The organism is Flavobacterium sp., from assembly GCF_039595935.1.
Lineage (GTDB): Bacteria > Bacteroidota > Bacteroidia > Flavobacteriales > Flavobacteriaceae > Flavobacterium.
In genome coordinates, this window is the sequence record NZ_JBCNKR010000006.1 from 1534226 (window position 1) to 1561185 (window position 26960).

Genomic DNA, 26960 nt, shown 5'->3' on the forward strand with positions numbered 1-26960 from the left:
AATAAAGTCAGAAAAGAAAATAATAACCTTTATACTCTAAAATTATGACACTACAATATCAAGGTGAGCAATACGGAAAAGCAACAACTTTTACTTTAAGAATTATTGGAAACAATTTATCAAAAAGTAGTTCTAATTACCAAATCGACCTTTTGGTTGGCGACAAAAAAGTGCCAACTTTTACAAGTGAAATTCACCAAAGTCTTTCAAATTGTTTAAAAGAAATTTACCTTTTCAGAAAGTACAACGGAATTAAATTTGATGAATCATCTGAGAAGATTGTTTCTCTTTATGTTCCTTATGACAGGGTTTTGTTTAATTATAATAAATATGCTTTGTTTAGAGCGTAAGATGTAGATACTATAAAAAAAGCTTCAGAGAAATCTGAAGCTTTTTTTATGTAATTTTATTTTAATCGAATTATCCTGCTTTCCGAATTAAAAAAAACTTCGATTGAATCTTTATATTTTTTTCTCACGACTAGTCCATTTACTTGGTCATTTAATTTGAGTTTATGTAGTTTAGAATCTATTTTTAATAACACCATTTCCTGATCTTTAGATTTAATATATCCAAAATATTTTAGTGCAGGCCAGCTTATATTAGCATTAGGTTTTTGAGGAATTACCGCTAAAGGAGCCTTTTTTATAACACTATGATGTACAACTGCTTTTTGCGTAATAGATGGCGTTTCTTGAAATTGTTTATTTAAAAATGGATCACGATTTATTTTTTCTAATTCAAAAGTATCTTTATTTACTTTTTTAAGAGAAATATTTTTGTTTTGAACTTCTGTATTGAAAGTTACATTATTGGTGCCAAAATATCGGCTGACAGTTCTGTAGCCTACAGTTCCCCATAGACCTAAAACGACAATAATAAGAATAATATTTATCTTTTTTTTAGCCATTTTTAATTAACTGTAAGCTTAAATCCTGTACTATTAGTTCCTATGTTTCCGGCCCCGTCTACGGCTCTTACTCTCCAATAATAAATTCCGGCAGTAGAAAATGATTGTTGTACACTTGTTGTGTTACTGTTTAATGTTTGTACAATAGAAGTAAATGCAGCATCACTTGCAAATTCAATTACATACGAAATAGGTGATTTTGCATTTCCAACATCAGATGCAATACTCCAGGTATAAGTTGTTGTTGTACCAGATGTTTGAGTCGAATTATCGGCCGGTAATGTATTTTTTGGCTGATTCGGAATCGTAGTATCAATATTGAATTTTCTCGCAGAATATTGCTTTGTTTCACTTTCGTCATTCTTAGCTTTTATTCTCCATTCATAATTTCCATCAGCCAGAGTTGGTAAATCAAGTGTTACTGAATTGTCAGTTAAATCTGTTTTAGAAAAAACTTCCTGCCCTGTCGAGCTATTAACAACTTTTGCACTATAGCTGGTTGCTTTTTCCAGTATTTCCCAATTTAATGTTACATTGATAAAATTTACAAATTTATCATTATCAGGACTAGTTAAGATAACTTGCTGATTTGTTAAGTCATCTGGAATAGTAGTCGAGAAATTTGATGGGAATGAATAAGTAGATTCATAAGCATAATTTTCAGCTCGTACTCTCCAGATATAACTTCCTGATTCAAGCGGAAGGGTTAAACTTGATTTGGTAGTAAGTGAGTCTAAGACTAAAACCTGATTTGATTCAAAAACCTGAATGCGGTATTTATCTGCACCTTTTAGAGTGTTCCATTTAAAATTAACTACATTACTTTCTATTTTTGCATCTTTTGTTGGAGATATAATCTGGATTGTATCGTCGCTAATATCTTCTTCAAGAATATCTTCACATGAATAAGCAAAGACTGCAAGGGCTATTAATATAATTTTATTTATTGTTTTCATAATTTTGAAAAATCATTTTTAAATGTAAAACTTCCGATTTGTTATTCTTTTTTGTGGTGTAGAAATCCTGGCTGACCATTCTTGAATAGTCAAAGTTTTTTTCAAAACTATAAGCCAGTTCTAATAATTGATTTGCGTTTCCGGTAACGTCAAGCTGGTTTGTAATAATATGATAGTCGTCTTCAGGAAAATCATGAATAGGTTTTAGATCGCTTATTGAAATGTTTTTAGAATTTGTCGATGCAAAACTTACAATTCCCTGCTGTACCATTTCTTTTGTGACACCCTCTTTCCCGATAATCTTATCTAAATAGGCTATGTCATTTTCAAGCGTTCCGGTATTTTTTGATTTTTTATTAATATCATCTGCCTTTTTTGAAAGTGTTTTGTACTCTGAAACAACTTCAAATAAAGTATGAAAGGATCTTTTGTATGCTGCGATAGAGAGCATGAAAAATACCACAATCAAGGCATAAAATTTTTGCTTATAAGAGTAATTTTCAAACATTTTTTAGAATGATTTTTATTTCAAATATTGATTTATTTTTTTTATCCTTTTTTAGACTGATTATCTCAAAATTCTTCAGCCAGTCCATTTTTTTTAAATTCTCTAACCAATTATTAAAAGACGATTCTTCAAAAGTTTCACCTTTAATAATGATAATTCCATTATTAAATAATGCTTTTTTATTTTCTTTATATTCTTCTTTTAACGGAATAACATTTAATTCATTTAACGAAATATTACCCGGGATTGTTTTTATAATTTCATAACTGTAAAAAGAAAGAAACTTAGAAGATAAGACACCAGACTCTTTTAATAAGTTCAGCTTTTTTTCTTTCTGAGCTTCCAGATTTAAAATCAATTGATAGGATTGATTTGAATATACAGTCTGCAGATTCAATTCAGAATTTTTAGTGCCGTAATACTGTATTAAAAAGTAGCTGATTAATAATGAACCCAGAAAACCGCAAAGCATTACCAAACCAAGAATATTAAAAGCTTTCTTATAAACTAATTCTTCACTATTTAAACTAGGGTTTACCGTTTTTGAAACCTCTTTTTGTTTTATAAAAAAATGAACAACAGAACCGTATAAAGGTAAAAATGAACTTGAAACAGTATCTTCTCCAATTTGATAATTAACAGACTGTACATTTTCATTTTGTTTAGAAAAGCTAATTAGTTTTTCGTCCTGAAATTCAAGCTTTAAATCAGATGAAAATAAAACGTCTTTTTTTAAAGCACTATTTAATAAAGCCGACAAAAATGAACCCACGTATACATCGATAACCTGAAAACCGTTTTTTTGAAAACTTGAGATTGATTCTTCAATAATATTTTTTCTGCAAAAACTAATAAAATTTGATTTTAAACCTTTTATATCGGTATAATAAATAGCATTATAATCAATGTTTTTCTGCCAGTTTAAATCAGTTTCGTTTTCAAAGTCAATTTCTTTATTTAAAACCCCTTTTCCATCTACAACAATTAAAACCGGAAGTTTTTTGTCGATTGTTTTTGTTAAGCTTTCAAAATTTTCAAATGTTAGTTTAGCACCAATAGAAATCTTATTTGCTTTCTTTTTTATAGTAAGCAGATTATAAATTTCGTAATCTTCTTTTTTGATTACACCAACAACGTTTAAGTCGTTTATTTTTATGAATTTAGATAAAGTATTAAACATTACTAATAAATAACTGTCGGTTTAATGAAAATATGAAGTTTGGCATCACTTTTTGCTTTCTTTCTGCTGCTAAAAAACCATTTAATAATTGGAATTCTCGATATTAGCGGAGTTCCTGTACCTGAATTTTCTTTTTTCAATTCATCTAAACCGCCAAGTAAAATCATTTCTCCGTTTTTTACTCTTACTAAAGATTCGAATTTTTGAGTTGCTTTTCCCGGAGGAGCATTTTCACCAGCTCTGGCAAGGAAAGAACTCTTTTCTACAGCAATTGTTAAGGTTACATTTTCATCTGTTGAAACGTATGGTTTTATTGAAACACTTAAATTGGCATCTGTAGATTTCCAAGTTCCAGAATTCAAAATGTCATTTCCAATATTGTTGTTTATCAATCGGTTATTTTGCTCAAAATAATAACTGGTTTCTCCAATAGATAATTTAGCTTCGTGCCCGCTGATTGTTGCAATTTTTGGAGTAGATTCTATTTTTAAGGCCGAATTAGTTTCTAAAAGTTTTAAGTTGAGATAGAAAGCATCAGTTACTTTTCCAATTTTAAACAACCCAAAACCATTAAAAGCATTTATTAAACTATTTACAGACGAACCATTTAATGTCACATCAGAATTAGGAAATAAAACACCGCCGGTTTGCGTAGCATTTATTTTATCCAATCCCGCTTTCAATCCTGTTTGTACATCATAAGATTTATTGTATTGTACAATAATAACTTCAATTTGTACCATCGGAACAACCTTATCAATTTGTTTCATGTAAACTTTCAGCTCTTCTAAAATAGACCTTGAACCAGAAACAATTAATCCGTTTAATTCAATAAATTCTTTTATTTCTAATTTTTCAGAAAAAACTTTAGGAAGCGTATTTACAACTGATTCAATAGATCTGTTTTCTAACTGAATCATTTCAGTTATTCTTAATCCTTCTGTCGCTTCTTCTCCAATTATATATAAATCGCCTTGTTTTTTATAGGTATATTTTTTTCCTTTAAAGATATTGGCTAAAAGGTCATCAAAAGTAATGTTGTCTGCAGATAGTGTGGTTTTTTCGTTTTCAGGTTTATTGTATAGAAAATAATTAATGTGAAGTTTTTCAGCCGCTTCTGTCAATAAATCAGAGGCATCGGCAATATAAGCGTTGACTTGCAGAAAACCATTTTTATTGATATTGACTTCATAAAAACCAGGAACACCAAGACCTACTTTTGGCTGTTTTGCTTTTGGTCCTGTTGTTTGCATATTTAGCGCCTGAGCTGTCATTTTTTGCAGGAAATAAACACCATTGTCATCTTTAACAGCATTTAAATCATTTGATTTAGACATCATTTCGATGACCTGATCAAAAGGACGGTTAATGATGTAAGAAGAAACTTTAATGTTTTTTATGTCCTGAGCCAGAACTATATTTTTCCCCGATTTATCAATAATAGCTTTTGCAACTGCAGATAAAGTATCGTTTTCAAGTTTTACTGAAAGAAAATCATTTTGAGGATTGTACGTTACATCAATAATTTTTGGCTGCTTTTTTTCGACAACAGGTACAATTTTTCTTTTTTTGAAAACAATAATATTGCTCATAAAAGAAACTTCAAGATCGTATTTTTGAACAAGGTGAATAAAAACATCTTTTACTGTTACATCAAAAAAATTGTTGGCAACTGGCTGATTCAGATCGGCATCAATATCCACATTTAATTGATGTTCTTCGGCAATTGATGCGATAAAATCGTGCAGCGTCAATCCCGAAACGTCAATTTTTATGGTTTCGTTTAATCCTTTTTTTTGTACTGAAAATTCATCGAATTTTCTGCTTAACTCAACAATATCCTGCTGAGCGAAAATTATATTTGAAAAAAGTAACGCAGCGAGTGCGAAAACTATCTGTTTGAACATTAGGTTATATGTTTATTAAAATTGAGTATATTTCTTCTAGAGATGTTTCTCCGGCGGCTAAAATTTCAAATGCTTTTTCTGGCAGCGATTTATAATTTTGGTCATTACTGTATAATTTTGTAATTGTATTGTTTTTAATTGCTTCTGCAATAGTATGATCGATGTTTAAAATTTCGTAAATCGCTGTTCTTCCCTTATAACCGGTATGAAAACATTTGTTGCATCCAACAGGTTTGTAATAAGATGAAATTTCAAATGGAAATTTAAAATTCAGCGGGAAATCTTTCGGATTACTTATCGTTTCTTTTTTGCAGTCACAAAGTTTTCTAACCAGTCTTTGCGCAACAGATAAATTTAAAGTTTCGGCAATTAAATAGGAGGGAACTCCCATATCAATTAACCTTGAAATAGTTCCAATTGCTGAGTTGGTATGTATAGTTGATAAAACCAAATGTCCTGTAAGTGACGCACGAATAGCCATTAGCGCTGTTTCCGAATCACGAATTTCCCCCAACATGATAACATCAGGATCCTGACGTAAAAATGATTTTAGAGCAGAAGCAAAGGTTAAACCAATATCTTCTTTTAACTGTACCTGATTAATTCCTTTTAAGGTATATTCGATTGGATCTTCGACTGTTACAATATTTCTTCGGCTGTCGTTTAATAATCTTAAAGTAGCGTAAAGCGTTGTGGTTTTACCAGAACCTGTTGGACCACTTATTAAGATAATTCCGTTTGGTTTTTTTACCGCTTCAAGATATTTTTCTAATTCTTCTTTTTGTAGACCTAAAGTATTCAAATCTATATTAGAAGCATCCTGACCCAAAAGACGCATTACTATTTTTTCTCCAAATAATGTTGGCAGAATCGAAACCCTTATATCAAAAGATTCATTGGTAATCCTTCCGTCCTGTGGAAGTCTTTTCTCGGTAATATTTAATTTGGCTTTAATCTTGACTTTGTTGACCAATTCAAGATAATTATCCTGTTCGATTTTATAGCGTTCAATTAATTGACCGTCAATTCTAAAACGAATACGGGAAGAGTTTTCATAAACTTCAAAATGAATATCACTGCATTTTAATGATTTTGCTTCGGCCAGTAAATTTTCCAGAAAATCACCTTTGTCAACATTCAAAGATTTGTTTGATGTTAAAGCTCTTTCTTTTCTGTAGTAAATCGATAAAGCCCTTTCAATTTCAGAAGAATCTGCAGGATGAAAAACAATATTTTTTCCTAAAAACAATTCTAATTCATCTTTGGCATCTTCATTATTATTCGAATCGTCAACATACAATTCTATAGTATTTTCATACATCGATTTTGGCAGAATTCTATATTGATTTGCTAAATCATTAGATACACTATGCTGTATTTCGGGAAGGATTTCGATATTCTGATTCATTATAATAATGTAATTTTTTGAAAGGGTATAAAATAGTCTTTCAGTAGTATAACAAATAAAAACAATGCCGAAAATCCTGCCAAAGGAACTGTTTCTTCCTTAATGAATTTCTTTAATACAAACTGCATTAGAATGGCAAAAAGAAGTGATAATATGAAAAATAAAATGTAATTTTTTAATAAAAATAACGGAGTAACCGCAATGTAAAACAGCAAATCACCCAATCCGAAATAATGCTGGAAAGGGTTTAGAAATTTTTTAGATTTCAAACTCATATAAAGTGTCAGAATGCCTAATGTTATCAGGAAGAAAACTGTATTAAAGAGTACAATTTCGCCAAAAGCATAATTTTCTACAGGAAGCAAAAAGAAACAAGCAGTAAAAATAGCAAGCGGTAAAACCAAATGTATTTTTCTGTATTTCCAATCCTGAATAAAAACAATGATTAAACAAAATAACAAAATGACGAGGGCTATTTTCAATTTACTCTTTTGTTACTTCTGTTAGTATTTTTTTGCTGTCAATTTCCCAGGTATTAAAACTTCCGTCTCCATCTAAATCAGATGTTGCAGTAGCTCTGGCCATAAACGAATCGTTTGAAGCATCTATAATTTCGATTCTGTAAACCGCCTGACCACCTTCGTCTACGGTTTTTTCCTGTTCGAAACCAATTTCTTCTAAACTGCCTGAATATTTTGAATGTCTGTAGAAATAACTTTTTTCTAAACCGTAAACCTGATTCAGCATAGCCTGAGCTTCAATAGCTTTAGCCTGCCCAATAACCGAGGTTTGGTTAGGTAATACCATTAGTAATAAGATACCAATGATACATAATACAATTAAAATTTCTGTTAAAGAGTAGGCTTTAACATATAGTTTTTTGTAAGATTTGTGGTATTTTTTAATTGTTTTTAACATTTATGTGCTTTTTCAGTGTTAAAATTTGTTAATTAATGTGGGCAAAAATACAAATTGAATTGATGTAATAACTATTTATTTATTATTTTACTTAAATCGAACATTGGAGCATACATCGAAACCATAATCACGCCTACGATAGCTCCAATTACAATAATAATCATAGGTTCGAGAATTACGCCAATCATTTTGGTTTGATGGCTTATTTCTTCATTATATTGTTCTGTTAATCGTTCAAACATCGTTTCGAGCTGATTGACTTGTTCTGCAACTTCTACCATCGAAACCATTTTGTTTTCGAATACGCTGTGCTTTTTTAAACTTTCATTTAAAGAAGCTCCTCTCGTAATATCTTCTTTAATTTGATGAATAGCAACTTCAATAGGGTAGAAGCCGATCATTTTTGCAGTTAAGGTCAGCGAATTAATTAAAGTTGTTTTAGACGTAATCAATAAATTCATTGCCTGGCAAAAACGCGAAATGTATATTTTACGAATCAGGTTTCCGAAATACGGAATTTTTAAAAGCATTTTTGTGGTAAACGATCTGTAACTATCCTTGTCTTTTAAAAGCATATGAATAGCGGCCAAAGCCACGATAATCCCAATTACAAAAGAAAATATCAGTCCCGAATGATTGGAAATTTTCAGGATAATCTGAGTGCTTTTTGGCAATTCGCTTCCAAATTGTTTAAAAACAGAACTAAACATCGGAACTACTTTATTAAGCATAAAATACAAAACCAAAATCGTAACCAGCATTACAATTGTTGGATACGTCATAACCGAAACAATCTGCCTTTTCATTTGAATTTTTCGGTTAAAATATTTTTGCAGTTCTCCTAAAACTTCTTCCAGTTTTCTGGTTTCCTCACCAATTTGAATACTATAATATTCGTATGGCGAAAACTGATTGCTTTCGCGCATCGATTCGTAAATGCTTTTTCCTTCAATTACTTTTTCTTTGATTTGAAGAATCAGCTCTTTTTCAAATTTATTGGCCGATTGATTGCTTAGGATTTCCAAGGCTTTTTTAAAATCTACTCCGGATCTTAAAAGCATGCCGAGTTCTCTGTAAAAAATCTCCTTTTTTTTATCGGAGAGTTTTTTAGAAAACTGAAAAGAACCGGTTTCTATCCTGAAATCCTTTTTCTCTGCTTTTGGCGCTTTGTATGTTGATAAATCGAAACTCATTCGCTTTTTATTCTTTGTAATAATTCATTTGGATACACTCTTTTATAAAATCGTAAATCCAGTTCTTTTTCGTTTGCTTCTACGTTTAATTTTATTTTTTGAAAAACAAATTGTTCTGTTTTGCTTTTTACCGTATCCAGAATTATACTGTGCATTTTAATATGAAAAGTATCAATAAAAGTCTTGCTGTTTCTTAAAATATAATCATCAAGAAACTGATAAGAAACCCTTTCGCCTGTGTAGCCGTTAAAATAAATTTCACTTTCAGAAGCCGTCATTTTTTCCTTTTCAAAAATATCTTTGTTCAAACTATACGTCAGTCGGTTTAAATCGTTTACCAATTGATTCTGACTTTTAAAATCCAGCATTCGTCCCGTAACAATCGAAAAAATAACAAACAAAATTCCCATGATAATAGCTGTAATGGCCATACCAACGACTGCTTCTATAATAGAAAAAGCAGGAACCGATTTTGATTGACTACGGATTACTCTGAACATAGAAACTTTTTTCGAACTTAAACTGCGTGCTGTCTTTATATTGAATGGATATTTTTTTGAGATTTTCGTTTATCGGTTCTTCTTCTATTAAAAGGTTTTCATCTTCACTTTCATTGGCTATAGAATCACTTTTTAACTGCGATAAATAAAAAAGTTCATTCACCTTATTTTGTGTACTGTAAAATTTAGCCGATGTTCTTGGCGTATAAACCGAAGCAAAAATCATCACGGCAAAATACAGGCATACCGAAATAATAGTCAAAGCAATAACCGATTCTAACAGCGAATTTGCCGCCAGATTACAACACTTTTTTAATGACGCCATACGTTGTATTTTTAGTGTTGAATAATGGAATTGAAATAAAATAATCCGGACGTTTACCGGTATTGATTTCAATATTGCTGATTACATTTTCGTATGAGGAACCAGTCGTTTTTAAAAAAAAGCGATTGGTGTAAACAGAGCCGTAAACATTGCTTTTAAGCATTAGTTTTCCTGTGCAGTATAAATCGCCAAAAAGAAGCCCTTTTTCATCCACTACAATTGTGTTTTTGTCTATTAGATTATTTGGGTTTCCAAATAAAACTACTGCGCCCGTAATGCGGCATTCTTTTTTTATGTTGATCTTAGCCTCTTCTGTGGTTTCGTTATAAACACAAATTACCGACGGATAGTTTAAAGTTACTTTGTCTTCGAGTTCAATTCCTTTTGTGGCAAATGCCTGAACAGTTCCTTTAAAACCTTCTTCAAAAGTTATTTTTGGCGCTATTAAAATAACATCTTCTAAAACCATATTTTTCTTTACCCGAATAGAATCGTCAGAGCGCAGAATAAAATTTCCTTTAAAAATCATATTACTGATCGTTGACTTTACCGAGATTTCTTTGGTTGGATTAAAGAAGGAATTATAAAAAAGAGAATCTTTGGGCTTTTCGACATCAGAAAGTTTTACTTTTTCTGATTGTATTCCTTCAAAAATCTTTTTGAACTCCGAATTTATTTCCGGCAGCTGCGGTTCAGAAATTGTCATTTTTCCTTCGTTCGTAAGTTTGTTTACTTCGTTGTTAAGGAACGAAGTTTCGATATAAGGAGTAGGCAGCTGTTTATCTCCAATTAATTTTACGGTTCCTGAATAATAAAGCGATTTTGTAAAGTTGGTTACATAAACGGCAGTTTTGTTTATGTTGCGTGCACCCGCAAAATGAACAGACGAAACCGTATCGTTTGCGATATACGATTTTGCCAGAATTAATGAAAACAAGCCATACGGTTTGGTTTCAAAACTGCCTTCGATTCCTGTTTTTTCATCTTTTTCAATTTCTGCCGGGGTTGTTTTATTTCCTAAGGCAAAATTTAAAACAGACTGGTTCTGGATATAAAGTTCTTCCTGCAGGTTATAATACAAGTTAAGCTGATTGTATAAGTTTGAAAAATACAACAGTGCGCCGCAAATTATAGAAACAATTAAGCATATATAAATGGCATATAGCAAACTGTGAGCCTTGACCATTATTTTGGAGCTTTATCTTTCTTTTTGAAGAGATTTTTAAAGAAGCTTTTTATTTTTGAATCTTTTTTAGGTTCATTTTTTGCTCGTTCTTTTTCTCTTGCTTTTGCCTGTTTTTTAGCTTCTTTTTCTGCTTTTTGGGCTGCGGCTTTAGCTTCTCTTTCTCTTTTTTCTTTTTCCTTAGCTTGCGCTTTTTCTTCTTTAGTTTTCGCTTTGTAGCTTTCCAGTTTTAAAGCATCTGAGGTTTCTTCTAATTCTTTTTGAGTTTCTTTAGAATTTTCGAGTTTGATATTTTCCTGTTTAATTCTGTATTTTTCAGATTTAGAAAGCGTTTCTTTTTTCTTAACAATTACACCGTTTTTATAAGTTGTAACTTCTTTAGTTTCGGCATTGGTCCATTTTCCGGTTTTTTGGTTAGAAGAATATTTGCCGTTTTCGACTAAAGCGCCAATTTCATTGTATCTAAAATATTTGCCACAGCGAAGCCCTTTACTGTAATTTGATATGGTAGCCAAAACACCATTTTGGTGCCAGGTTTTCCATTCGCCCACACGCAGACCGTCTTTAAACTCACCTTGTTCTGCCAGCTGGTTGCTGTGGTACATTTTGGTAAACTTATCATTTAGCAAATCACCGCCAATACCGCCTTGCGCTTCATGGATAAGACCGCCCTTGAACCAGTAGTACGTTTTTGAAATTTTAGGAGTAATTTTTTTATCAGTAGTATAAAACTCGTATCTAAAGTCTTTATCAGAAATTCTTTTGATCATATACGGATCTCCAAAAGAGACCAAAATGAATGCCAAAAAGATAACGAAATAACGTGGTATTGTTAATGTTTTCAAGGGTTATTTTGATTTATGAATTGTGGGGCAATATACTTTTTTTATAATAAATTTAGAATTAAAACTATCTATAATTTTAGGTGGTTTTTTATTTGTAAATGAATCGTATAAAATTTAAGTTTAAATATAAATTATTGATTTTATTATGCTTTTATATCAAGTTATTTTTGATGAGCAAAAATATTTTATATTTTTTTAATTTAATTACGGGTTTCCTCATTTGTGCTTATTTTTTAAAAAAAAATATGAGGATTTGTTTTGTTTACTATGATATAAAAATAATTCGTACGTTTGAAAGAGATAATTTTATGCTGAAAAATCAAATTATTATATATACTTTAAATTGCTAAAAATTGCCTTAAAATGCATTTTTATTAATTATTGGTTTGGCTAAAAGTTCTTATTTTTATTGACTTTGTAAAGGTTTAGATTACTATCCTTTTGGAATGCTCTTACCTAGTCGTCATGGAAGTGCTAGTCCGCATGAATATCGCTATGGGTTTAATGGAATGGAGAAAGATAATGAACTCAAAGGTGGTGAAGGAAATAGTATAAACTATGAAGCTCGCGTTCAAGATACACGTATTGGCAGATTTTTAAGTATTGATCCATTAACTAAGAGCTTCCCTCATTATAGCCCATATCAATTTGCAGGTAATACACCTATTCAAGCTATTGATTTAGATGGTGCGGAAGAGTATCATTATTTAGCTAAATGGGATAAGAAATCAGGAAAAATTTTATTTGCAATAGAGAATGAAAAAACTGTATACAGAAAATCATTTTTAGGATATACATGGATTCCAAACGAAGAACACACCGTTGTTTATCAGAGTAGTAGTGGTGAAAAAACTGAATATGTATTCCCAAAAGAAGGTAAACATATACAATATGGACCAACTTCTATACCTGAGACATTAAATTTGCCTGCAAGTTTAAGAAAATTTGTTTCTGATTCTAAAAAAATTAGATATCAAAATGAAGATGATGCTGAAGCTGCATTTTCAAAAGATTTTCTAAGTACTAGTAGTGAATATCTCATGGCTGCGGCAAATGCAATGATTGTATATGCTGAATATTCCACGCCTGTAGAAAAAACTCCTATTCAAGAAGAAAGTGTAATTGTTACCAGAGTTCAAACAGAGCACCCTCAAAGTAAAAGAATTTCTGTAAACAAGTCTGGTGATATTCATATTTCAGGAGAAAGTAAGTTATATATAACAATTGATGATGCAAATCATGTCAATTATTATTATAATAAAAAAGGAGCTTCAGAAGGAGGTGCATCGATTACATCATTTCGAGTAAAAAAGGAAGTTGCAGATGAAATTAGAAGAACGGCGGTTCCTCAAAAACAAGCTAAGGCATTTCCTGACAGTCCTGAACAGGCAGATATAACTAAATCAAAAAGTGCATATGGTTTGCCTGCTAAGTATATAAAGAAATTACAAGAAGGTGCCGTTAAAGGAAGTGCAACAGTTACAACACCATAAAAAGATATAACATTATGAGTAATATAATTCAAGAAAATATTAAAAACAGCTATTTATTTGGCTGTGTAAAATATAAAAATGAGTTTTCGTTTTATTTAATGCCAATAGCATATTGGATATTAAATCATCTTACATATGACCCAGAGTACAATCCTGATGATTGGGAATTCGTTTTTAGGGGTAATATATTGAATGTTAATGATAATAATATTGATCCTTTTATAAAATATATTGAAGTTGACAAAATTGACATCGATTCGGTGAATATGTCTGATTATAGATTTATGGATATTTTTCTTTTCTTTATTGATTTTGATTCAAAAATATTTATAAGTTATTTTGATGAGATTGATATTGAAGAATACCTTCCTGATGATCAATGGATAGGTAAGTTTGAAGATCCTATTAACTATTTGTCAGAAAATTTAATAAAAAAAGTTTTTCCAAATTATATTAAAGGCAGTAAACGTTCGATAATTTAATTATACTCTTTCGAACTCGAGCATCTTGTCATATTAAACTAAAAACTATAACTTTATTAAAATTTTATAGTTTTTAATTTAATAACTCTCCTACTTAATATGACTTTCTCAATCTCCTTATCCATATAAGTCTGCGCATAATGTACATAATGATTACAAAAAGTACTAGCATGACTGTGTCCGCTGATTTTGCGAACTAAATGTTCCGGCATTCCTAAAATTAGTAAAGTAGTAATGGCAGTTCTTCGCATCATATGTGAACTCATTTTGACGTAAAAACTATTTTTTGAAGTGTCTGTTTTTTATTCTATGGTCAAATCAATTTCAATTCAGCTAAAATTATATTTTTACCAAAAAATAAAATATGAAAAAACAGAGTCCAATCATTCCTTTATTCAAACAATTCATAAAAGAAACAGAAACAGGAAAACGACTCAAAAAAAATGGTGAAAAAATAAAACCAGATTCTATACAAAACTATAAGTATGTATTAAATAATTTAATTCAGTTTTCGAGTGATAATAAATTTGAATTGCGTATTTGTGATGCTTCAAAACTGGATAAAAGAGAATTAGCTTCTGAGAAAAGTTATTGGAAAAAGTTTTACCAAAAGTTTACGGAATTTTTATACAAAAAAGGCTGTCATGATAACTATGTGGGAGCTAATATTAAAGTAATTCGTGTTTTTTTCAATTATTTAAAAAATGACAAAGACTTAAATACAGGCGATTTTCAACGTTTGTTTTACGTTCGAAAAGAAGAAATTGAAATATTTGTTCTTTCGCCTGATCAGCTTAAGTTTTTAATTCACGATAAAGATTTTGAGCAAACCCTAATACCCAGTTATAAACGTATAAAAGATATTTTTGTTTTTGGCTGTTCTACAGGTTTACGCTACTCCGATATCTTTTTATTAACCAATAAAAATTTCGAAAAAATAGATGGAGAATGGTACCTAAAACTAAAATCTAAGAAAACCAAAACGTTTAGTTTTATTAAACTTTCTGCGTATGCAGTTATGATTTTTCAACGTTATACTACACCCAATAACAAGTCTACACTTTTTGGAAATACTAGTTTATTCAATTTCAATAAAAGTTTAAAACATATAGGCGAACTCGCTGGCTTTACAACTCCTATTGAAGTTTCAAGAGAAAAACAAGGCAAAACTCAAACTATAACTAAAAAAACAGATACTTCAAAAAACCGTTTTTGCGATAAAATGAGTTCCCACATGATGAGACGAACTGCCATTACTACTTTACTCATTTTAGGAATGCCGGAACATTTAGTACGCAAAATTAGTGGTCATAGTCATGCCAGTACTTCTTTTAATCGTTATGTGCATTATGCACAAGCCTATATGGATAAGGAAATTGAGAAAGTGCATAGTAAATTGGAGAGTTATTAAAAAAGCGACAACTTTTTAATGTTGTCGCTTTTTTATTCTATGTTCATGAGCAAGATGCTTGTGCTAGGGGCGGAATCCCGAATTTAAAATTTCATAATTATCAATTATTTCTTTTTCTAATAATATTTCTGAATTATGAGGATTTTTACTCGATAATTTTACAGTATAAAAATGATTAATGCATTTCGCTCCTCCAAATCCATATGTATTTATCTCCGATTGATAAAGTTTTCTATTGTAGTAATATTTGTATTTATAATTCTCAACTCTTCTTCCTTCCTCATATTTATAAACCATTCCAATTGTAGTGAACTCATTATTATCAATGTCAATATTATTTTGACAGGTTTGAGTTATTGCCAAAATTATTATATAAAAACATATTATGAGTCCAATACTTGTCAAAAACAATTCAATCTTATTTCCTTTTATATTCATATTATTTAAAGTTTTCTTGCTTAATTAAGGTTCAGGATCAGTATACGGCTTGACAATATTGTCAGAAAAGTCCGATTCAAGTAATTCTATTCCCATTCCCCCATACACCTCAAACATTGGGTTTAAAGATTTACTAAAATTCGTAATAGGTTTTAGAGTTTGCTCAAATCTTTTTGTCACTAGATCCCCAAACAAGTTTCCAGAAAAAGATTCGCTAAACTGTCCTAATGTTGAAAAACCTCCACTCCATTCCCCATTGCCCATATAATGTAGTTGAAAAGATGATTCTCCCCAATTTTGAGCTAATGGGTTGTAAATCATGAAGTCAGCTATTGGTTGTGCATAATTTAATTTACTATCGAATTTAAAGTCATTTCCAATGAATTGTCCTCCAAAATTTGTAACAGCATTAGTTGCTCTTTCTCCTAAAGAAGCCCTCCAAATAGAGCTACTCGCATATGCATTAAAATCTATCATAAATGCGGAAGATGTTCCTCCTACACCCGCTACAGTTCCAAAATAGGAATATGCCATGCTATTAGCATACCATATACAATATGTATCATAATAACCTGCTATGAATGGCGACACATACACGACACCCCCAATCACAAATGGGCTAGCTGCAATTCCAGCTGTAGTATATGCAGCTTTTTGTGTTACTTCTGTTGCGGTTTTAGTTCTATTCAAAGCTTCTTTCTTTTTAGCCATGATTTCGTTTGCCTCTTCTCCATTTTTTGCTTCTTTAGGACTAAGTTTTAGCCCATCTAAACCTATTGCATTTATAAATTTATCCATAGGTCCCTGTATTGCAGGATGTTTTTCTAGTCCTTCTAACTCAACATGAGATATAACATCATTTTCACTAAAAGCATAAGGAGAATTCCACGGATATGTTGCAGTTAACGGGTCAATAGCAAAGAACCTCCCAATCCTAGGATCATGCATTCTGAAGGTATAATTAAGCGAATTCCCTTCCCCGCCTTTAATCTCATCATCTTTCTCCTGCCCTTGGAACCCATAGCGATATTCATGCGGACTAGCACTTCCATGACGACCAGGTAAGAGCATTCCAAAAGGATAGTAATCTGAGTAGCTAGAAACGTCGGCCACAAAATGATCCTCAGCAAATAAACTACGGTCTGTAATTACCGAAAGAACGTTACCTAAATGGTTCGATAATTCGTATTGTTTGTCTCCTACAAAACGGTATGCTGTAAGTGGAGTAGTAGGAACTGCATTTTGTCCTTCACCTTGTGCCAATCCTTCACAGATATCTCCAACACCATTGTTGTTTACATCTTCCTGAAGAGGATTTGCATGAGATCTACAGTTATCGCATACGTCACCAACACCGTCTCCGTCAGTATCTTTTTGATCAAAGTTAGCTTTATTTTTGCAATTATCACATACATCACCAACACCATCTCCATCAGTATCTAATTGATTAGTGTTTGCGGTGTTTTTACAGTTATCACAAACGTCGCCTACACCATCACCATCAACATCTTCCTGACCTGGGTTGAAAGTATCCGGACAGTTGTCATTAATATCTTTTACTCCATCTCCATCACGGTCACCTTCTTTAGATCCGCAGAAAGTTTCAGCGTGATCAACGTTTAATGTCATAGTTGGACCAGTTGGTGATTGTGCAGTACTGCCGCCTTCATCAAAACTATATTCGTTGACTTTAATATCCTCTGCTTCCTGATTATTATTTACAGAATAGGTAAAATCACACATCTCTGCTTTAAGGGCGTTGTAAGTACTAGATGCTTTTGTATCTCCACTTTTTCCACCATAATAGTCAATTTTTGTATAACCTAAAGACTGAGAAGGCAATGTAATATTAAGTTCCTGAGAATCTCTGTTTTTTCCAAGTACCTGAGTATCATTTCCTCCATTTAACTCCGTAATTACTGAAGATGCTTTTGCAGTATAAAGATTACCATTGATAATTAATTCAACTTTTGATGTTTCAGAATTTTGACTTGGAGTTACTGTTACTTTTAAATCCCATTCGTCTTCTGGTATAGCCAATAGTGGAGTGGTAGAACTAATTTCGTAATTAGTTCTATACCTGTAGTTTCTAAAACTGTATTTTGTTTTCCTTGAATTGTTAGTATACTTATTATGTCCTCTTATATAATTAATTAAAGAAACTGTTGGTACATATCCTGCATCTGTTTTTTTAACGGTTACGAGAATAGAATTTAAATAAGAGTAAGTCCCATCTCCAGGCCAGTTGTCACCTCTTTTTGAAGTTCCGTGTAAAGCTGCTATAAGTCCAGTGCTGTTAAGTGCATTGGCAGCATCAATTTTTAAATGCGTATTTAATGTTATCGATTTTGTTTTTTCAATCGAAGGGTTAAATAAGTTGATCGCATTTTCTGTTGTTTCTGTCCAGGTTGCTTTGTCAGTGTCAGCATCAAAATTTAATCCTAACTGCACAGCAGGAGTTACGGCACTTGTTGACATTAAGCTCATAGGCTCTGCACTTGCCACAACTTTAGCGCTGCGTGCCGCCATTCTTAACTGTTGTGGTGCAATGTCTTCACTTATTTGTATTTTACGTTTTTGAGCACCAAGTCGGCTGCTTCCATATATTTCCTGCTCAACAAGGTAATACGTTGTCTGGCTGCCTTGGTTGACCATTTCGTAAGTACTTAAAACATTGCCTTGTGCATCACGCATGTAATAAGTGGTAATTGTTTTATCGCTTGCCGCAACTATTTTGGCAATACGGTTTCCTAGACCATCGTATTCAAAACTTATAACGGTTCCGTTATCTTTCGTAACCGATTTTACTTTACCGTCAACACGCCAGTCAATATGAATTCCTTCTTGTTTGTCGTGTGTTAATTGCCCGATATTATCGTATTCATAATTTTCTTCGTCCGTTTGATTGTCAATATCTACTGATCGATCATCAGCTGCACCAAATGCATCATTTGCAACAGCATCGTTAACACGTCTTAATTGATTTTTACCTGAGTTATAATGATACGTTAACTGATCCATTGGTATGAAAGTACCATTTTTAGGAGCAGAGTTGTAAAGGGTTTGTAAGTTCCCGTTTCTGTCATAACTATAGTTAGATGCATAACTGTCAGATATTGTTGAACCCAGAATAGACTTAGACGTCATATCCTTAATTCTGTTCAGCTGATCGTATTTGTAATAATTAAATTGTGTTGGAATAACATTTTGATTATGGTCAGTTAATGAAGTAACCATTTCTTTAATGTTTCCATTGTACAAGTTATTATCGTCTTTTTCCATATTTCCACCTTTACTGTATGTAAAAATGTTAATATCGTTAGTGTTAAAACGAGACTGGTAATCGCCTTTGTAATAATTTAAGGCAAATCCGAATGCATCTTGTGCTACATTCAGTCCATCTCCACCTGCATCATAATCTTTTCCGATTTTTTCAGAGTTAACCCCTTTCAACCAGCCTTGCAATGTATAGATATAGTCAAGACCCTGCACTTTTTTGTCTCCTAATTCTACACGTGCCAGCGGACCGTGATCGTAGTATAAATAATTAGCTTCTTTTTCCCAAATTACATTGTCTTTACTGGTATAAACCTGTTGGATTCTGTTATCAGCATCATATTCATAGCGATGGATAAATTGCTCTTTGGCATCATTTGGCTGATAGGTAACTTTGTTTACATTACCGCTGATTAAGTCATAGTCGTACACTACTTTTTTAGTAGTTACATTCATTGTGTTCAGCTTGTCATTGTTTATACGATGAACAAGTTCTTTTACATTTCCGTGAACGTCATAATCATAAAAGATACCATTATTGTATCCATTGATATCCATTTGACTGCTATAGGTATCAAAATACAATACAGCAGTTACTCTTTTATGGCTATTGTCTGAACCATATGAAGTGAACCAGCTTTGTGAATCCTGTAAAGGATTGTCATAAATTGTTTTTGTTACTTGTTCTGTAGCATCGGCGATATTATACGGATAATTAACGGTTGGTAATACTGCGTCTGAAGGAATGACATCTCCATTTACATTTGTTAATCTTCCATTTTCACTAATATTTATAGTAAGACCCGTTTTTGTTTTTAACTGACCAGCTTCCATAATACGGCCAAGTCCATCATAACGTGTATAACTAAATTGACCATTGCTGATTTGATTTGCATTTTGACTGGCAATAATTCGGCCTAGTTCATCATAAGCAAAACGTGTTATACCACCATCAGGAGTTTGCTGCCAAACTAACTGATTTAGGGAATTATAACGATACTGTGTCTGCAATTTGTGAGCAGGTGCTACTTTAACACCATTTACATCTGCAGTATCTTCTTTTAGTGGATTATTTTCGCGAACAGCATCAATAGCATTACTTGAAGCTGTTGCCAAACGATCTACACCTTCTGGCGGAACAGTCTGCACTAAGTTTCCTGCCTGATCGTAATAATATAAAGTATACTGATATTCTTTATCAATAGCGGTTTTAGTTAAAGTTTCTTTTAAACCTTCAAATGCAGCTTTAAGGTAATTACGTTTAAAGGCTTCTTTTTTCTCCGCATAAAAACTTTCAGAAACTTGTTGAATGTTTACGTCATTAATAGCTTTCTTGTAAATTTCACAAGGAGTTTTAGTTCCTGGATCAACCGGTAATTCCATACTAAACGAAGGAGTTAACGTTGCTGGAGCACAAATGTCGTTTGCTATAACATATGAATTTGCAAAAGCATTCCAGTTTTGAACTTCTAGTTTTGTTTCCAGACTTGCATTAACTGCAGTTTGTGTTTGGATATAGGTATAATAAGCATCAATAACTTCTGATGTTTGATTATTACCATATTTTAGATTAGTACTTCCAAATTCAGCAATCGTTAAGAATAAAGGATCCTGAGCTGTCGTAACATTGAACTTAACTAAATAATCTACATATTCTTTACTGATATACCCATAATTAGCCTCACAGAAAAATGTTCCGTTAGCGGTTAACTTAGTCGGAATTTGGTAAGTAGGCATTTGAACCTGCATTCGTGTTTTATATTCATTCCATTTATCTCCACAGACTACTGGTGTAATTGTTGGCGGAATGCAGGATGTGTTGCAGGATTGGGAGGCTGATGATAACCTAAGTATAGATGATTTAGAAACGATTTTTTTGGCTGATTGACTATAAGGATAATTATCTGAAAGAAAATCACATAATTTGAGCATACCCATGGCTTGTCTATTTATACCTATACCATTTGTTATGATTGCATCATTAAAAGTATGAGATTGGCCATTGAAATCTGTATATTTAATAATTGCAGTATTAAATAAATCGTTGGTATAATCTAAAAAATCTATAGTACTTATTTCTGAAAAATTAGGAATATTCCATAAAGTTATTGCTCCTTCCCATTCATAATTGTCATTTAAAAATAATAATTGAATTCCATTACTAATGTGATTTATTTGATAATGAGCAAGTGTAATTGGTGAAGTATAAAGATCTTGATATTGATAATATGTTATAGCAAAATCTCTCGCAGATTGAAAATGCTGGATTAATTTTGATTCATTTATAAATTCTAATACAATTGGAACATCTACCGAATCATAGTATGTATTTGAAGCTCCATTTAGTATGTAATTGAAAGCTTTTTTTAAGGTTTCTTCATATTTTATTTCATCATTTTCACTTATAGAACAAGTAGTTACTTTAACTGATTCTGCAGGAACTGCAGGATGATCATTGTTCATAAATTGGCAAAATGTTGCAGAATATCCATGAAAGAAAGTAGGATAAGCAGTATTACTTACTTTTGCATTTTCGACTACTAAAGTTGCATTATTAATATCTATAAGATTGACGCGAGCATATTGCCCATCAACTATATCAATAGAATTAATTTGTTTTACGCCATTTACTCCTGGAATAGTCAGGACAGTTTGACCCTGATCTTCATTGTTATTGTTTTGGAAGAAAAATGCTAATTGCGTTTCACTGCTTGTTGGATTTTGAACAAAATAGAATTTTGATAAAGTAACCGTAGGAACTGTTGGAACATCAGGATAAAATTGATGTTTGTAATTATAGTTTAAATACGATTGAAAATGACTGATTAAATTTGAATTAGTAACAAAAGAGTTCATAGCAGCATTATTTGAGGTATTTTGAGTAATACCATTTGTATAATTTGCTAAGCCGTTATTAAGAGCATTTTTTAAACCTTCTTCATAGATAACTTCTGCATTATCTGCTAACTGACAAGCATTAATTGCGTTTGAAGGAATAGTTGGATCTCCACATAAATCTCCATAACCATCACCATCGAAATCATTTTCACCACAAGTTCCGCAACAAGCAAAATATAAAGCATTGTTTTTACCAGCAGCTATAGAAATAACTTTTGTAGTAGTTATATGGGTAATACCAATAGATCTTCTGGTTACTAATTTAACTATATTGCTTTTACCATCAGCTTTTAGATCACCTATAAATAAGTCTCTAATGCTTCCTAGGTTTACGCTCGCATCTCCAGCGTTCAATCTCATTCTAGAGATATTGTTAACCGTTATAGAGAAAAGTCTTTCATTAGAAACTACTTCGTAATTCCATTTTACAACATCACCTGAGTTGATGCCGAAATAAGTATTTAAATTTCCTGTTTTAAAAACAGCATTATTACTAATATCCTGAGTTGTTGTCAGCGTTCCGCTGGTTTGTAAATTAAGAACTAGATCTCTTAAAGCACTACTAAAAAGTTCTTTTTTATTACATTGATCACCTGCTAAAGCAATAGTTTCACCTACACCGGCATCACCAGCAAAATGACATCCGCCTACAGCAGCTTTTGTATATCCTTCAATAATAACTTCTTCCGGTGTTATACAAGTTGGTGTTACTCCTTTACGAACGATAGTTGCTAAAATTTTGAATTTATAAGTTTTATCATCGGCGTTATATAATTCGTAATGGAAGTTTTTAAAGCCTGCTACATCTGCCCATTTTGGGGCAGTTACACTTTCACCACAAGGATTTTTATAATTTGAAATATTGGTAAACTTTAATACAATAGGAGAGGCAATGCTGTTGCCGCCCACCATAAAATCAATTTGTAATTCAGAATTATTTGCTCCGGTTTGACGGCCGTAGATTTTTGGAGATTCTCCAGCATTTGCCAAATCAAAACCAGGATTAACCTGAGCATTATATATACCAGCTGTTAAGTATGGCATACTATAAGTTGGAAGATTTAATAACAGACCATTAGGCTGAATATTAGAATCTACTAATCCTTTTAAGAAGTTTTCCATGTCTAATGCCAGCGGACATTGACCTGTTTCAAGATATAAGTTAGCTTTAGCTTGTGCATTTGCAGCGGCCATAGCCTGCTCGTCACTTAAACCAGAATCATAACTGTAATCAGCAGGAACAAAACGTTTTTCCTTTGTTACAAAATATGGAGTAGTTTCGTCTGAGCAAATTGGTAATATATTATCTAAACCACTTGGTATTTGAGGAGCAGTTGTTAAACTTGCTTCAATTAGAGCAGTAATATCATCAAAATTACTTGGTGTAGTTGTATTATATTTTTTTAATAAAGTTTTATAGGTTTCATTACTTTCTTTATTTCCAATACAATCATTATTAGATAATTTTTTGTTGGCATAAATATGTGCAAAAACAGTCCTTGTTTTTTCTTTTAAGGCAATATAATACCCTTTAAAATTTGCCCAGATTCGTTGTTTTAAGTAATTATCAGAAAGATTATTGATATCACTTAATAAATTTGAATTCGTTTTGTCAAGTACAGGTTGATAAACTGAAACCGGAGTAATACCATTTGAGTAGGCAGCGAAAAAGTAAGCAGCCTGCAGCATATTCATCTTTATAACACTTCCTTGTGAATTTGTAAAACTAATACCATCAAAATTGGTTTCTAAACCTTCTTTAATGACTTTTTTACGTTTGTCAAATTCATCTGAGGTTTCTATATTTAGTACATTATTACTATAAGGATCGGTTACTGTAAGTTGACTATTATAATAAGGATCGATCGAAGTATAATTATTAATCAATTGTCCGATAATTCCATTTGATTGGAAAATAGTATTATCTACAATTTGATTGGTTTCAGTACTATAATATTCAGAATTTCTTAATTTTTCATCAAAACCATCTGAGTTTTCTCCTGCTATAGTTTTGTTACATACAGCTAAACTATATAAGTAATATTGATATTCAGGGTGATAAGGTAATAATGCTTTAGCCCAGCTTGACTGCCAGTTCTTTAAAAAGTCAGCAGCATTACTTAAATATTGAGGTTCTACCAAAAGGTAATTTTCGTCGTCACTGTTTGGATCATCGATCGTTGGAATAGTTCCATTGTCTACAAGAGGTCTCAGGTCAGGAGAGTAAGTTCCATCTTCATTTTTTACGACTGAAATTCTAGAAATTGCACCACTTTCATCTTTGTAGCCTCCTACAGGATATTTCCAATTGTATTTTCCAGCTTTTACTGCTATGTCCTGATTAGTATCAGGGTCAACGTCTGTTGTATTTTTATAACCGCCGTATAGTAATTGATTGTTTTCATTGAAAACACTTAAAAGATCTATTTCAGCATTTACAGGATCAGTATTAGATGTTCTTTCCAGACCTGAAACTGAGCCATATTGACCATTCGGGCTGACATCTGCCAATAAAATCTGCTCGTTTAAGTTACAAACATTTACCGGCTGCTGGCATAATTCTCTACAATTAGCCAGTAATGCTCTAAATTCTTTTTTATAATGTTCAGTATATACTGCTATTTCTTCAGGAGCAATATTTAAAAGGTTGGTATTAACGTATTTATTTTCAGCTGTTGTGATATACTGTTCTCTGCCTGAAGTATTACCCAGTGTGCTTTGATCTATTGGTAATAATGCTTTGTAAGCAGTTCTGTCTGATTGATTATCTAAATTCGATGTAACTAAAGCTTCTTCACAGCTTATACAGGTAACATTACAATCTGTTTCCTGAATTACTTCTGTAAACTGAGTGATAACAGGTTTACAGGTAGTACCGTTTTGTAATTGAGCTACATAATCGTCTGCATATTTATTTAAAGTTACTGTATCAATCTGAAGATTCTTGCTAAGGTTGTAATTTCCTACTTTTAAAAACTCATAATTATTCTGGGCATTCTTTATTTTTCCGTCGAATAATTTTTCATTAATATTTAATGTTGTTGGAGAATAAGAACTTAAGCTATATGTGCCTATTTGTGAAGATAATTCAGAACCATTTGTTGGAACTAATAATTCATTTGCACAATCATTAGTCATACTAATTGACCAATTGTATACGAAAGGGTAATATTTATTTGGAAGACATGAATCGTTAAAACTTCCAATCGTTTTTTCAAGATCATAACTAAAAGTTATCTGATCTTCTTTGACAATGTTAATTGATTTATTTAATCGAATACCATCTTCAGTTATGCCATTGTTCCCAGAAGCATATTTATCATTGTTAACTAATAAATTTTCAGTTTCACGAAGATGCAAACTTTGATTGGTTTCATCGTCTAATGAAAGAAAGCTCCCTTGCTTATCGCCAGCAAGAGCAGTTGCAATTGTTCTTCCCTGAGGATCTAAATAGGTTACACTAATTTGACCGTTTGGATCAATAACTGTATTTTTTTTGTATCGCTTTACATTTCCAACTTTATAGCCAAATAACCTGTTAAGTTCTTTTTGATCTGGAGTTCCATAGAAATACTTCATTTCATGTCCAGATCCTATTTGATGGTCTTTTCCAACCCCACCTTTACTTTTAATACGTCCTGTATTATCTGGAGTATAAATGGTTTGAGAAAAAGGAAGTGACTCTGCAATTGGTACTAAATCCTGAAAATTAGATTTTACTTCATTGTTTGAAGAGTAATATTTACTTGCCCCGGCAGTGTTTGACATTCCTGCGATTACAGTTGGATCACAATCTTTAGAGTTTTTCTCATCCCAGTCAAAATTATTATGCGTAAAAATAGAAGTACCAGCTTCATTTTTATTCAATTCAGAATAAAAATGAATACCAGAAGATTCAACAGGAACAGGTAAAACTTCAATTGCTGGTCTTCCCTGGTTATCATAGATAACCTCACCCACAACAGCTTTGTTGTTTGAGTTTATTTTAGTTACAGTCTGGCGATTTCTTAACGAACCGTCAAAATAACTCACTACTTCTTTTTTCTTTCCATCTTCAGCAAAAGAAGATTGATACTGCCAGTTTTTATTCCCAGATTCGTGATTTTTATCAATTAATAAATAATGTGACCAACTACTCACCAACTTATGAGATTCGGCAAATCCAGATGTCCAGTTACCATAATAGTTTTTAGAAATATCATCTAAAAATCGACCTACAGGTCTAACTCTGTAAACAATATAACCTTTTGAATATATTATTGGAATTCTATAAAAGGTATCTTTAGTTTGTATTCTCGTGCTGTTTAATTTAAAATCCTGATCAGTCAATGTTAATTGCTGTGGCGTTAAATCTGTTCCATCTGCACCAAAGTTATCAATCCATGTCCACTCTAATTCATATTCTACAGCAGGTGCAATTAGATCTTTTTTCCAGGTAAAAAGAATTTCTTCAGCACCGGCACTAACACTATTTACTGGTTGTTCCAGAATGCCATCGTATTTTATAAAATGATGTTCCAGTGGAAGAACTGAACTCGATTGTGTACTGCTTAATTGTAAATTATAATAACGATCTGTACTGAATTTTAATTGAACATAAGCTAATGAATTATTTATTGTTGTTACCGTATCTGCTTCATTGTAATATGTAATTGATAATATCTGTACATCTGCTCTGTGAATTCCAGGAAGATTATAAACAGCGTAATCATCAAACTGAAGTCCTTTTGTAACATTATCATGTTTAATTTTTAAAGTTACAGTATAAGGATTTGGATAATTAATGGTATTTCCATTTGCATCTTTGTAATCCGTTTTGATTGCATTCGAATTATCATAAGGTGTTATCTTTAACTGAACTTCAGCTGAATAAATTTTTGAATATTCAGCGGAATTATTTTTGTCATCTTCAAACCCAAAATGTATTGATACTATTGGATTTACAGATGTAAAAATATTCTGTTTCTTAATATCATCATATTTTGGATCTTTAATATGAAGTATAGGCTGACCTTGTAATTGATTTCCAATTATTTTATTCTCTGAATGCGTTTCCTGTTGTGCAAACGACAACAATGAAATAAGAGTAAATGCAAATGCTATTAAATATTTGTTGATATACATATATC

Annotated in this window: 19 protein-coding genes and 1 pseudogene; 4 read left to right on the forward strand and 16 right to left on the reverse strand. The window is 31.9% G+C overall.

Going from position 1 to position 26960, the window contains the following annotated elements; all coding sequences use genetic code 11:
• Positions 1 to 44: 44 nt before the first annotated feature.
• On the forward strand, positions 45 to 350 hold the full coding sequence (locus ABDW27_RS16510) for a hypothetical protein (protein WP_343696891.1): 306 nt from the start codon (positions 45 to 47) through the stop codon (positions 348 to 350).
• A gap of 56 nt (positions 351 to 406) precedes the next feature.
• Here ABDW27_RS16510 and ABDW27_RS16515 read toward each other — a convergent pair whose 3' ends face one another.
• From ABDW27_RS16515 to ABDW27_RS16575, 13 genes are all read right to left on the reverse strand, one after another.
• Positions 407 to 910 (reverse strand): hypothetical protein, encoded by a 504-nt coding sequence (locus ABDW27_RS16515; protein ID WP_343696892.1) that lies wholly within the window; start codon positions 908 to 910, stop codon positions 407 to 409.
• Positions 911 to 912: 2 nt separating this feature from the next.
• Positions 913 to 1866, reverse strand: a complete 954-nt coding sequence (locus tag ABDW27_RS16520) for a hypothetical protein (protein ID WP_343696893.1) — start codon at positions 1864 to 1866, stop codon at positions 913 to 915.
• Positions 1850 to 2374 carry a hypothetical protein gene (locus ABDW27_RS16525; protein WP_343696894.1) on the reverse strand — a complete coding sequence of 175 codons (525 nt, stop codon included), beginning with the start codon at positions 2372 to 2374 and terminating at the stop codon, positions 1850 to 1852. Before ABDW27_RS16525 ends, ABDW27_RS16520 begins: the two co-directional genes overlap by 17 nt.
• A complete protein-coding gene (locus ABDW27_RS16530; RefSeq protein ID WP_343696895.1) occupies positions 2367 to 3554 on the reverse strand; it encodes a hypothetical protein in 1188 nt (395 codons plus the stop codon). Before ABDW27_RS16530 ends, ABDW27_RS16525 begins: the two co-directional genes overlap by 8 nt.
• Positions 3555 to 3556: 2 nt before the next feature.
• Positions 3557 to 5461 carry a type II and III secretion system protein gene (locus ABDW27_RS16535; RefSeq protein ID WP_343696896.1) on the reverse strand — a complete coding sequence of 635 codons (1905 nt, stop codon included), beginning with the start codon at positions 5459 to 5461 and terminating at the stop codon, positions 3557 to 3559.
• A 4-nt stretch (positions 5462 to 5465) separates the two neighbouring features.
• Positions 5466 to 6869, reverse strand: a complete 1404-nt coding sequence (locus ABDW27_RS16540) for a GspE/PulE family protein (protein ID WP_343696897.1) — start codon at positions 6867 to 6869, stop codon at positions 5466 to 5468.
• Positions 6869 to 7351, reverse strand: coding sequence for a hypothetical protein (locus ABDW27_RS16545; protein ID WP_343696898.1), 483 nt, complete (start codon positions 7349 to 7351; stop codon positions 6869 to 6871). Before ABDW27_RS16545 ends, ABDW27_RS16540 begins: the two co-directional genes overlap by 1 nt.
• 1 nt (position 7352) lies before the next feature.
• Positions 7353 to 7787 carry a type II secretion system protein gene (locus ABDW27_RS16550; protein WP_309847562.1) on the reverse strand — a complete coding sequence of 145 codons (435 nt, stop codon included), beginning with the start codon at positions 7785 to 7787 and terminating at the stop codon, positions 7353 to 7355.
• 71 nt (positions 7788 to 7858) lie between these two features.
• Complete coding sequence (locus tag ABDW27_RS16555; protein WP_343696899.1) at positions 7859 to 8980, reverse strand: type II secretion system F family protein; 1122 nt, start codon at positions 8978 to 8980, stop codon at positions 7859 to 7861.
• A complete protein-coding gene (locus tag ABDW27_RS16560) occupies positions 8977 to 9480 on the reverse strand; it encodes a hypothetical protein (RefSeq protein WP_343696900.1) in 504 nt (167 codons plus the stop codon). The genes ABDW27_RS16555 and ABDW27_RS16560 overlap by 4 nt, the downstream gene beginning before the upstream one ends.
• Positions 9461 to 9805 (reverse strand): hypothetical protein, encoded by a 345-nt coding sequence (locus ABDW27_RS16565; RefSeq protein WP_343696901.1) that lies wholly within the window; start codon positions 9803 to 9805, stop codon positions 9461 to 9463. Before ABDW27_RS16565 ends, ABDW27_RS16560 begins: the two co-directional genes overlap by 20 nt.
• Positions 9780 to 10991 (reverse strand): hypothetical protein, encoded by a 1212-nt coding sequence (locus tag ABDW27_RS16570; protein WP_343696902.1) that lies wholly within the window; start codon positions 10989 to 10991, stop codon positions 9780 to 9782. Before ABDW27_RS16570 ends, ABDW27_RS16565 begins: the two co-directional genes overlap by 26 nt.
• On the reverse strand, positions 10991 to 11833 hold the full coding sequence (locus ABDW27_RS16575; RefSeq protein ID WP_343696903.1) for a hypothetical protein: 843 nt from the start codon (positions 11831 to 11833) through the stop codon (positions 10991 to 10993). Before ABDW27_RS16575 ends, ABDW27_RS16570 begins: the two co-directional genes overlap by 1 nt.
• A gap of 443 nt (positions 11834 to 12276) precedes the next feature.
• Here ABDW27_RS16575 and ABDW27_RS16580 point away from each other — a divergent pair.
• Positions 12277 to 13326 (forward strand): annotated as a pseudogene (locus tag ABDW27_RS16580) (RHS repeat-associated core domain-containing protein); the annotation flags it as partial.
• Positions 13327 to 13340: 14 nt separating this feature from the next.
• Positions 13341 to 13808, forward strand: a complete 468-nt coding sequence (locus tag ABDW27_RS16585) for a hypothetical protein (RefSeq protein WP_343696904.1) — start codon at positions 13341 to 13343, stop codon at positions 13806 to 13808.
• 56 nt (positions 13809 to 13864) lie between these two features.
• On the opposite strand, the gene ABDW27_RS16590 is transcribed toward ABDW27_RS16585, so the two are convergent.
• Entirely contained in the window at positions 13865 to 14074 is a 210-nt protein-coding gene (locus ABDW27_RS16590) for a tyrosine-type recombinase/integrase (protein WP_343696905.1), read from the reverse strand.
• Positions 14075 to 14172: 98 nt separating this feature from the next.
• Here ABDW27_RS16590 and ABDW27_RS16595 point away from each other — a divergent pair, with 98 nt between their 5' ends.
• Positions 14173 to 15219, forward strand: a complete 1047-nt coding sequence (locus ABDW27_RS16595; RefSeq protein ID WP_343696906.1) for a tyrosine-type recombinase/integrase — start codon at positions 14173 to 14175, stop codon at positions 15217 to 15219.
• Positions 15220 to 15282: 63 nt separating this feature from the next.
• On the opposite strand, the gene ABDW27_RS16600 is transcribed toward ABDW27_RS16595, so the two are convergent.
• Together ABDW27_RS16600 and ABDW27_RS16605 are read right to left on the reverse strand one after the other, a co-directional pair.
• Positions 15283 to 15657, reverse strand: a complete 375-nt coding sequence (locus ABDW27_RS16600) for a hypothetical protein (RefSeq protein WP_343696907.1) — start codon at positions 15655 to 15657, stop codon at positions 15283 to 15285.
• A 24-nt stretch (positions 15658 to 15681) separates the two neighbouring features.
• On the reverse strand, positions 15682 to 26955 hold the full coding sequence (locus ABDW27_RS16605; RefSeq protein WP_343696908.1) for a thrombospondin type 3 repeat-containing protein: 11274 nt from the start codon (positions 26953 to 26955) through the stop codon (positions 15682 to 15684).
• Positions 26956 to 26960 lie beyond the last annotated feature (5 nt).

Excerpts from the sequence above, each read along its gene's own strand:
- ABDW27_RS16510 (WP_343696891.1), top strand. The coding sequence starts at position 45 with ATGACACTACAATATCAAGGTGAGCAATACGGAAAAGCAACAACTTTT.
- ABDW27_RS16515 (WP_343696892.1), bottom strand. The coding sequence starts at position 910 with ATGGCTAAAAAAAAGATAAATATTATTCTTATTATTGTCGTTTTAGGT.
- ABDW27_RS16520 (WP_343696893.1), bottom strand. The coding sequence starts at position 1,866 with ATGAAAACAATAAATAAAATTATATTAATAGCCCTTGCAGTCTTTGCT.
- ABDW27_RS16525 (WP_343696894.1), bottom strand. The coding sequence starts at position 2,374 with ATGTTTGAAAATTACTCTTATAAGCAAAAATTTTATGCCTTGATTGTG.
- ABDW27_RS16530 (WP_343696895.1), bottom strand. The coding sequence starts at position 3,554 with ATGTTTAATACTTTATCTAAATTCATAAAAATAAACGACTTAAACGTT.
- ABDW27_RS16535 (WP_343696896.1), bottom strand. The coding sequence starts at position 5,461 with ATGTTCAAACAGATAGTTTTCGCACTCGCTGCGTTACTTTTTTCAAAT.
- ABDW27_RS16540 (WP_343696897.1), bottom strand. The coding sequence starts at position 6,869 with ATGAATCAGAATATCGAAATCCTTCCCGAAATACAGCATAGTGTATCT.
- ABDW27_RS16550 (WP_309847562.1), bottom strand. The coding sequence starts at position 7,787 with ATGTTAAAAACAATTAAAAAATACCACAAATCTTACAAAAAACTATAT.
- ABDW27_RS16555 (WP_343696899.1), bottom strand. The coding sequence starts at position 8,980 with ATGAGTTTCGATTTATCAACATACAAAGCGCCAAAAGCAGAGAAAAAG.
- ABDW27_RS16560 (WP_343696900.1), bottom strand. The coding sequence starts at position 9,480 with ATGTTCAGAGTAATCCGTAGTCAATCAAAATCGGTTCCTGCTTTTTCT.
- ABDW27_RS16565 (WP_343696901.1), bottom strand. The coding sequence starts at position 9,805 with ATGGCGTCATTAAAAAAGTGTTGTAATCTGGCGGCAAATTCGCTGTTA.
- ABDW27_RS16570 (WP_343696902.1), bottom strand. The coding sequence starts at position 10,991 with ATGGTCAAGGCTCACAGTTTGCTATATGCCATTTATATATGCTTAATT.
- ABDW27_RS16585 (WP_343696904.1), top strand. The coding sequence starts at position 13,341 with ATGAGTAATATAATTCAAGAAAATATTAAAAACAGCTATTTATTTGGC.
- ABDW27_RS16590 (WP_343696905.1), bottom strand. The coding sequence starts at position 14,074 with ATGAGTTCACATATGATGCGAAGAACTGCCATTACTACTTTACTAATT.
- ABDW27_RS16595 (WP_343696906.1), top strand. The coding sequence starts at position 14,173 with ATGAAAAAACAGAGTCCAATCATTCCTTTATTCAAACAATTCATAAAA.
- ABDW27_RS16600 (WP_343696907.1), bottom strand. The coding sequence starts at position 15,657 with ATGAATATAAAAGGAAATAAGATTGAATTGTTTTTGACAAGTATTGGA.
- ABDW27_RS16605 (WP_343696908.1), bottom strand. The coding sequence starts at position 26,955 with ATGTATATCAACAAATATTTAATAGCATTTGCATTTACTCTTATTTCA.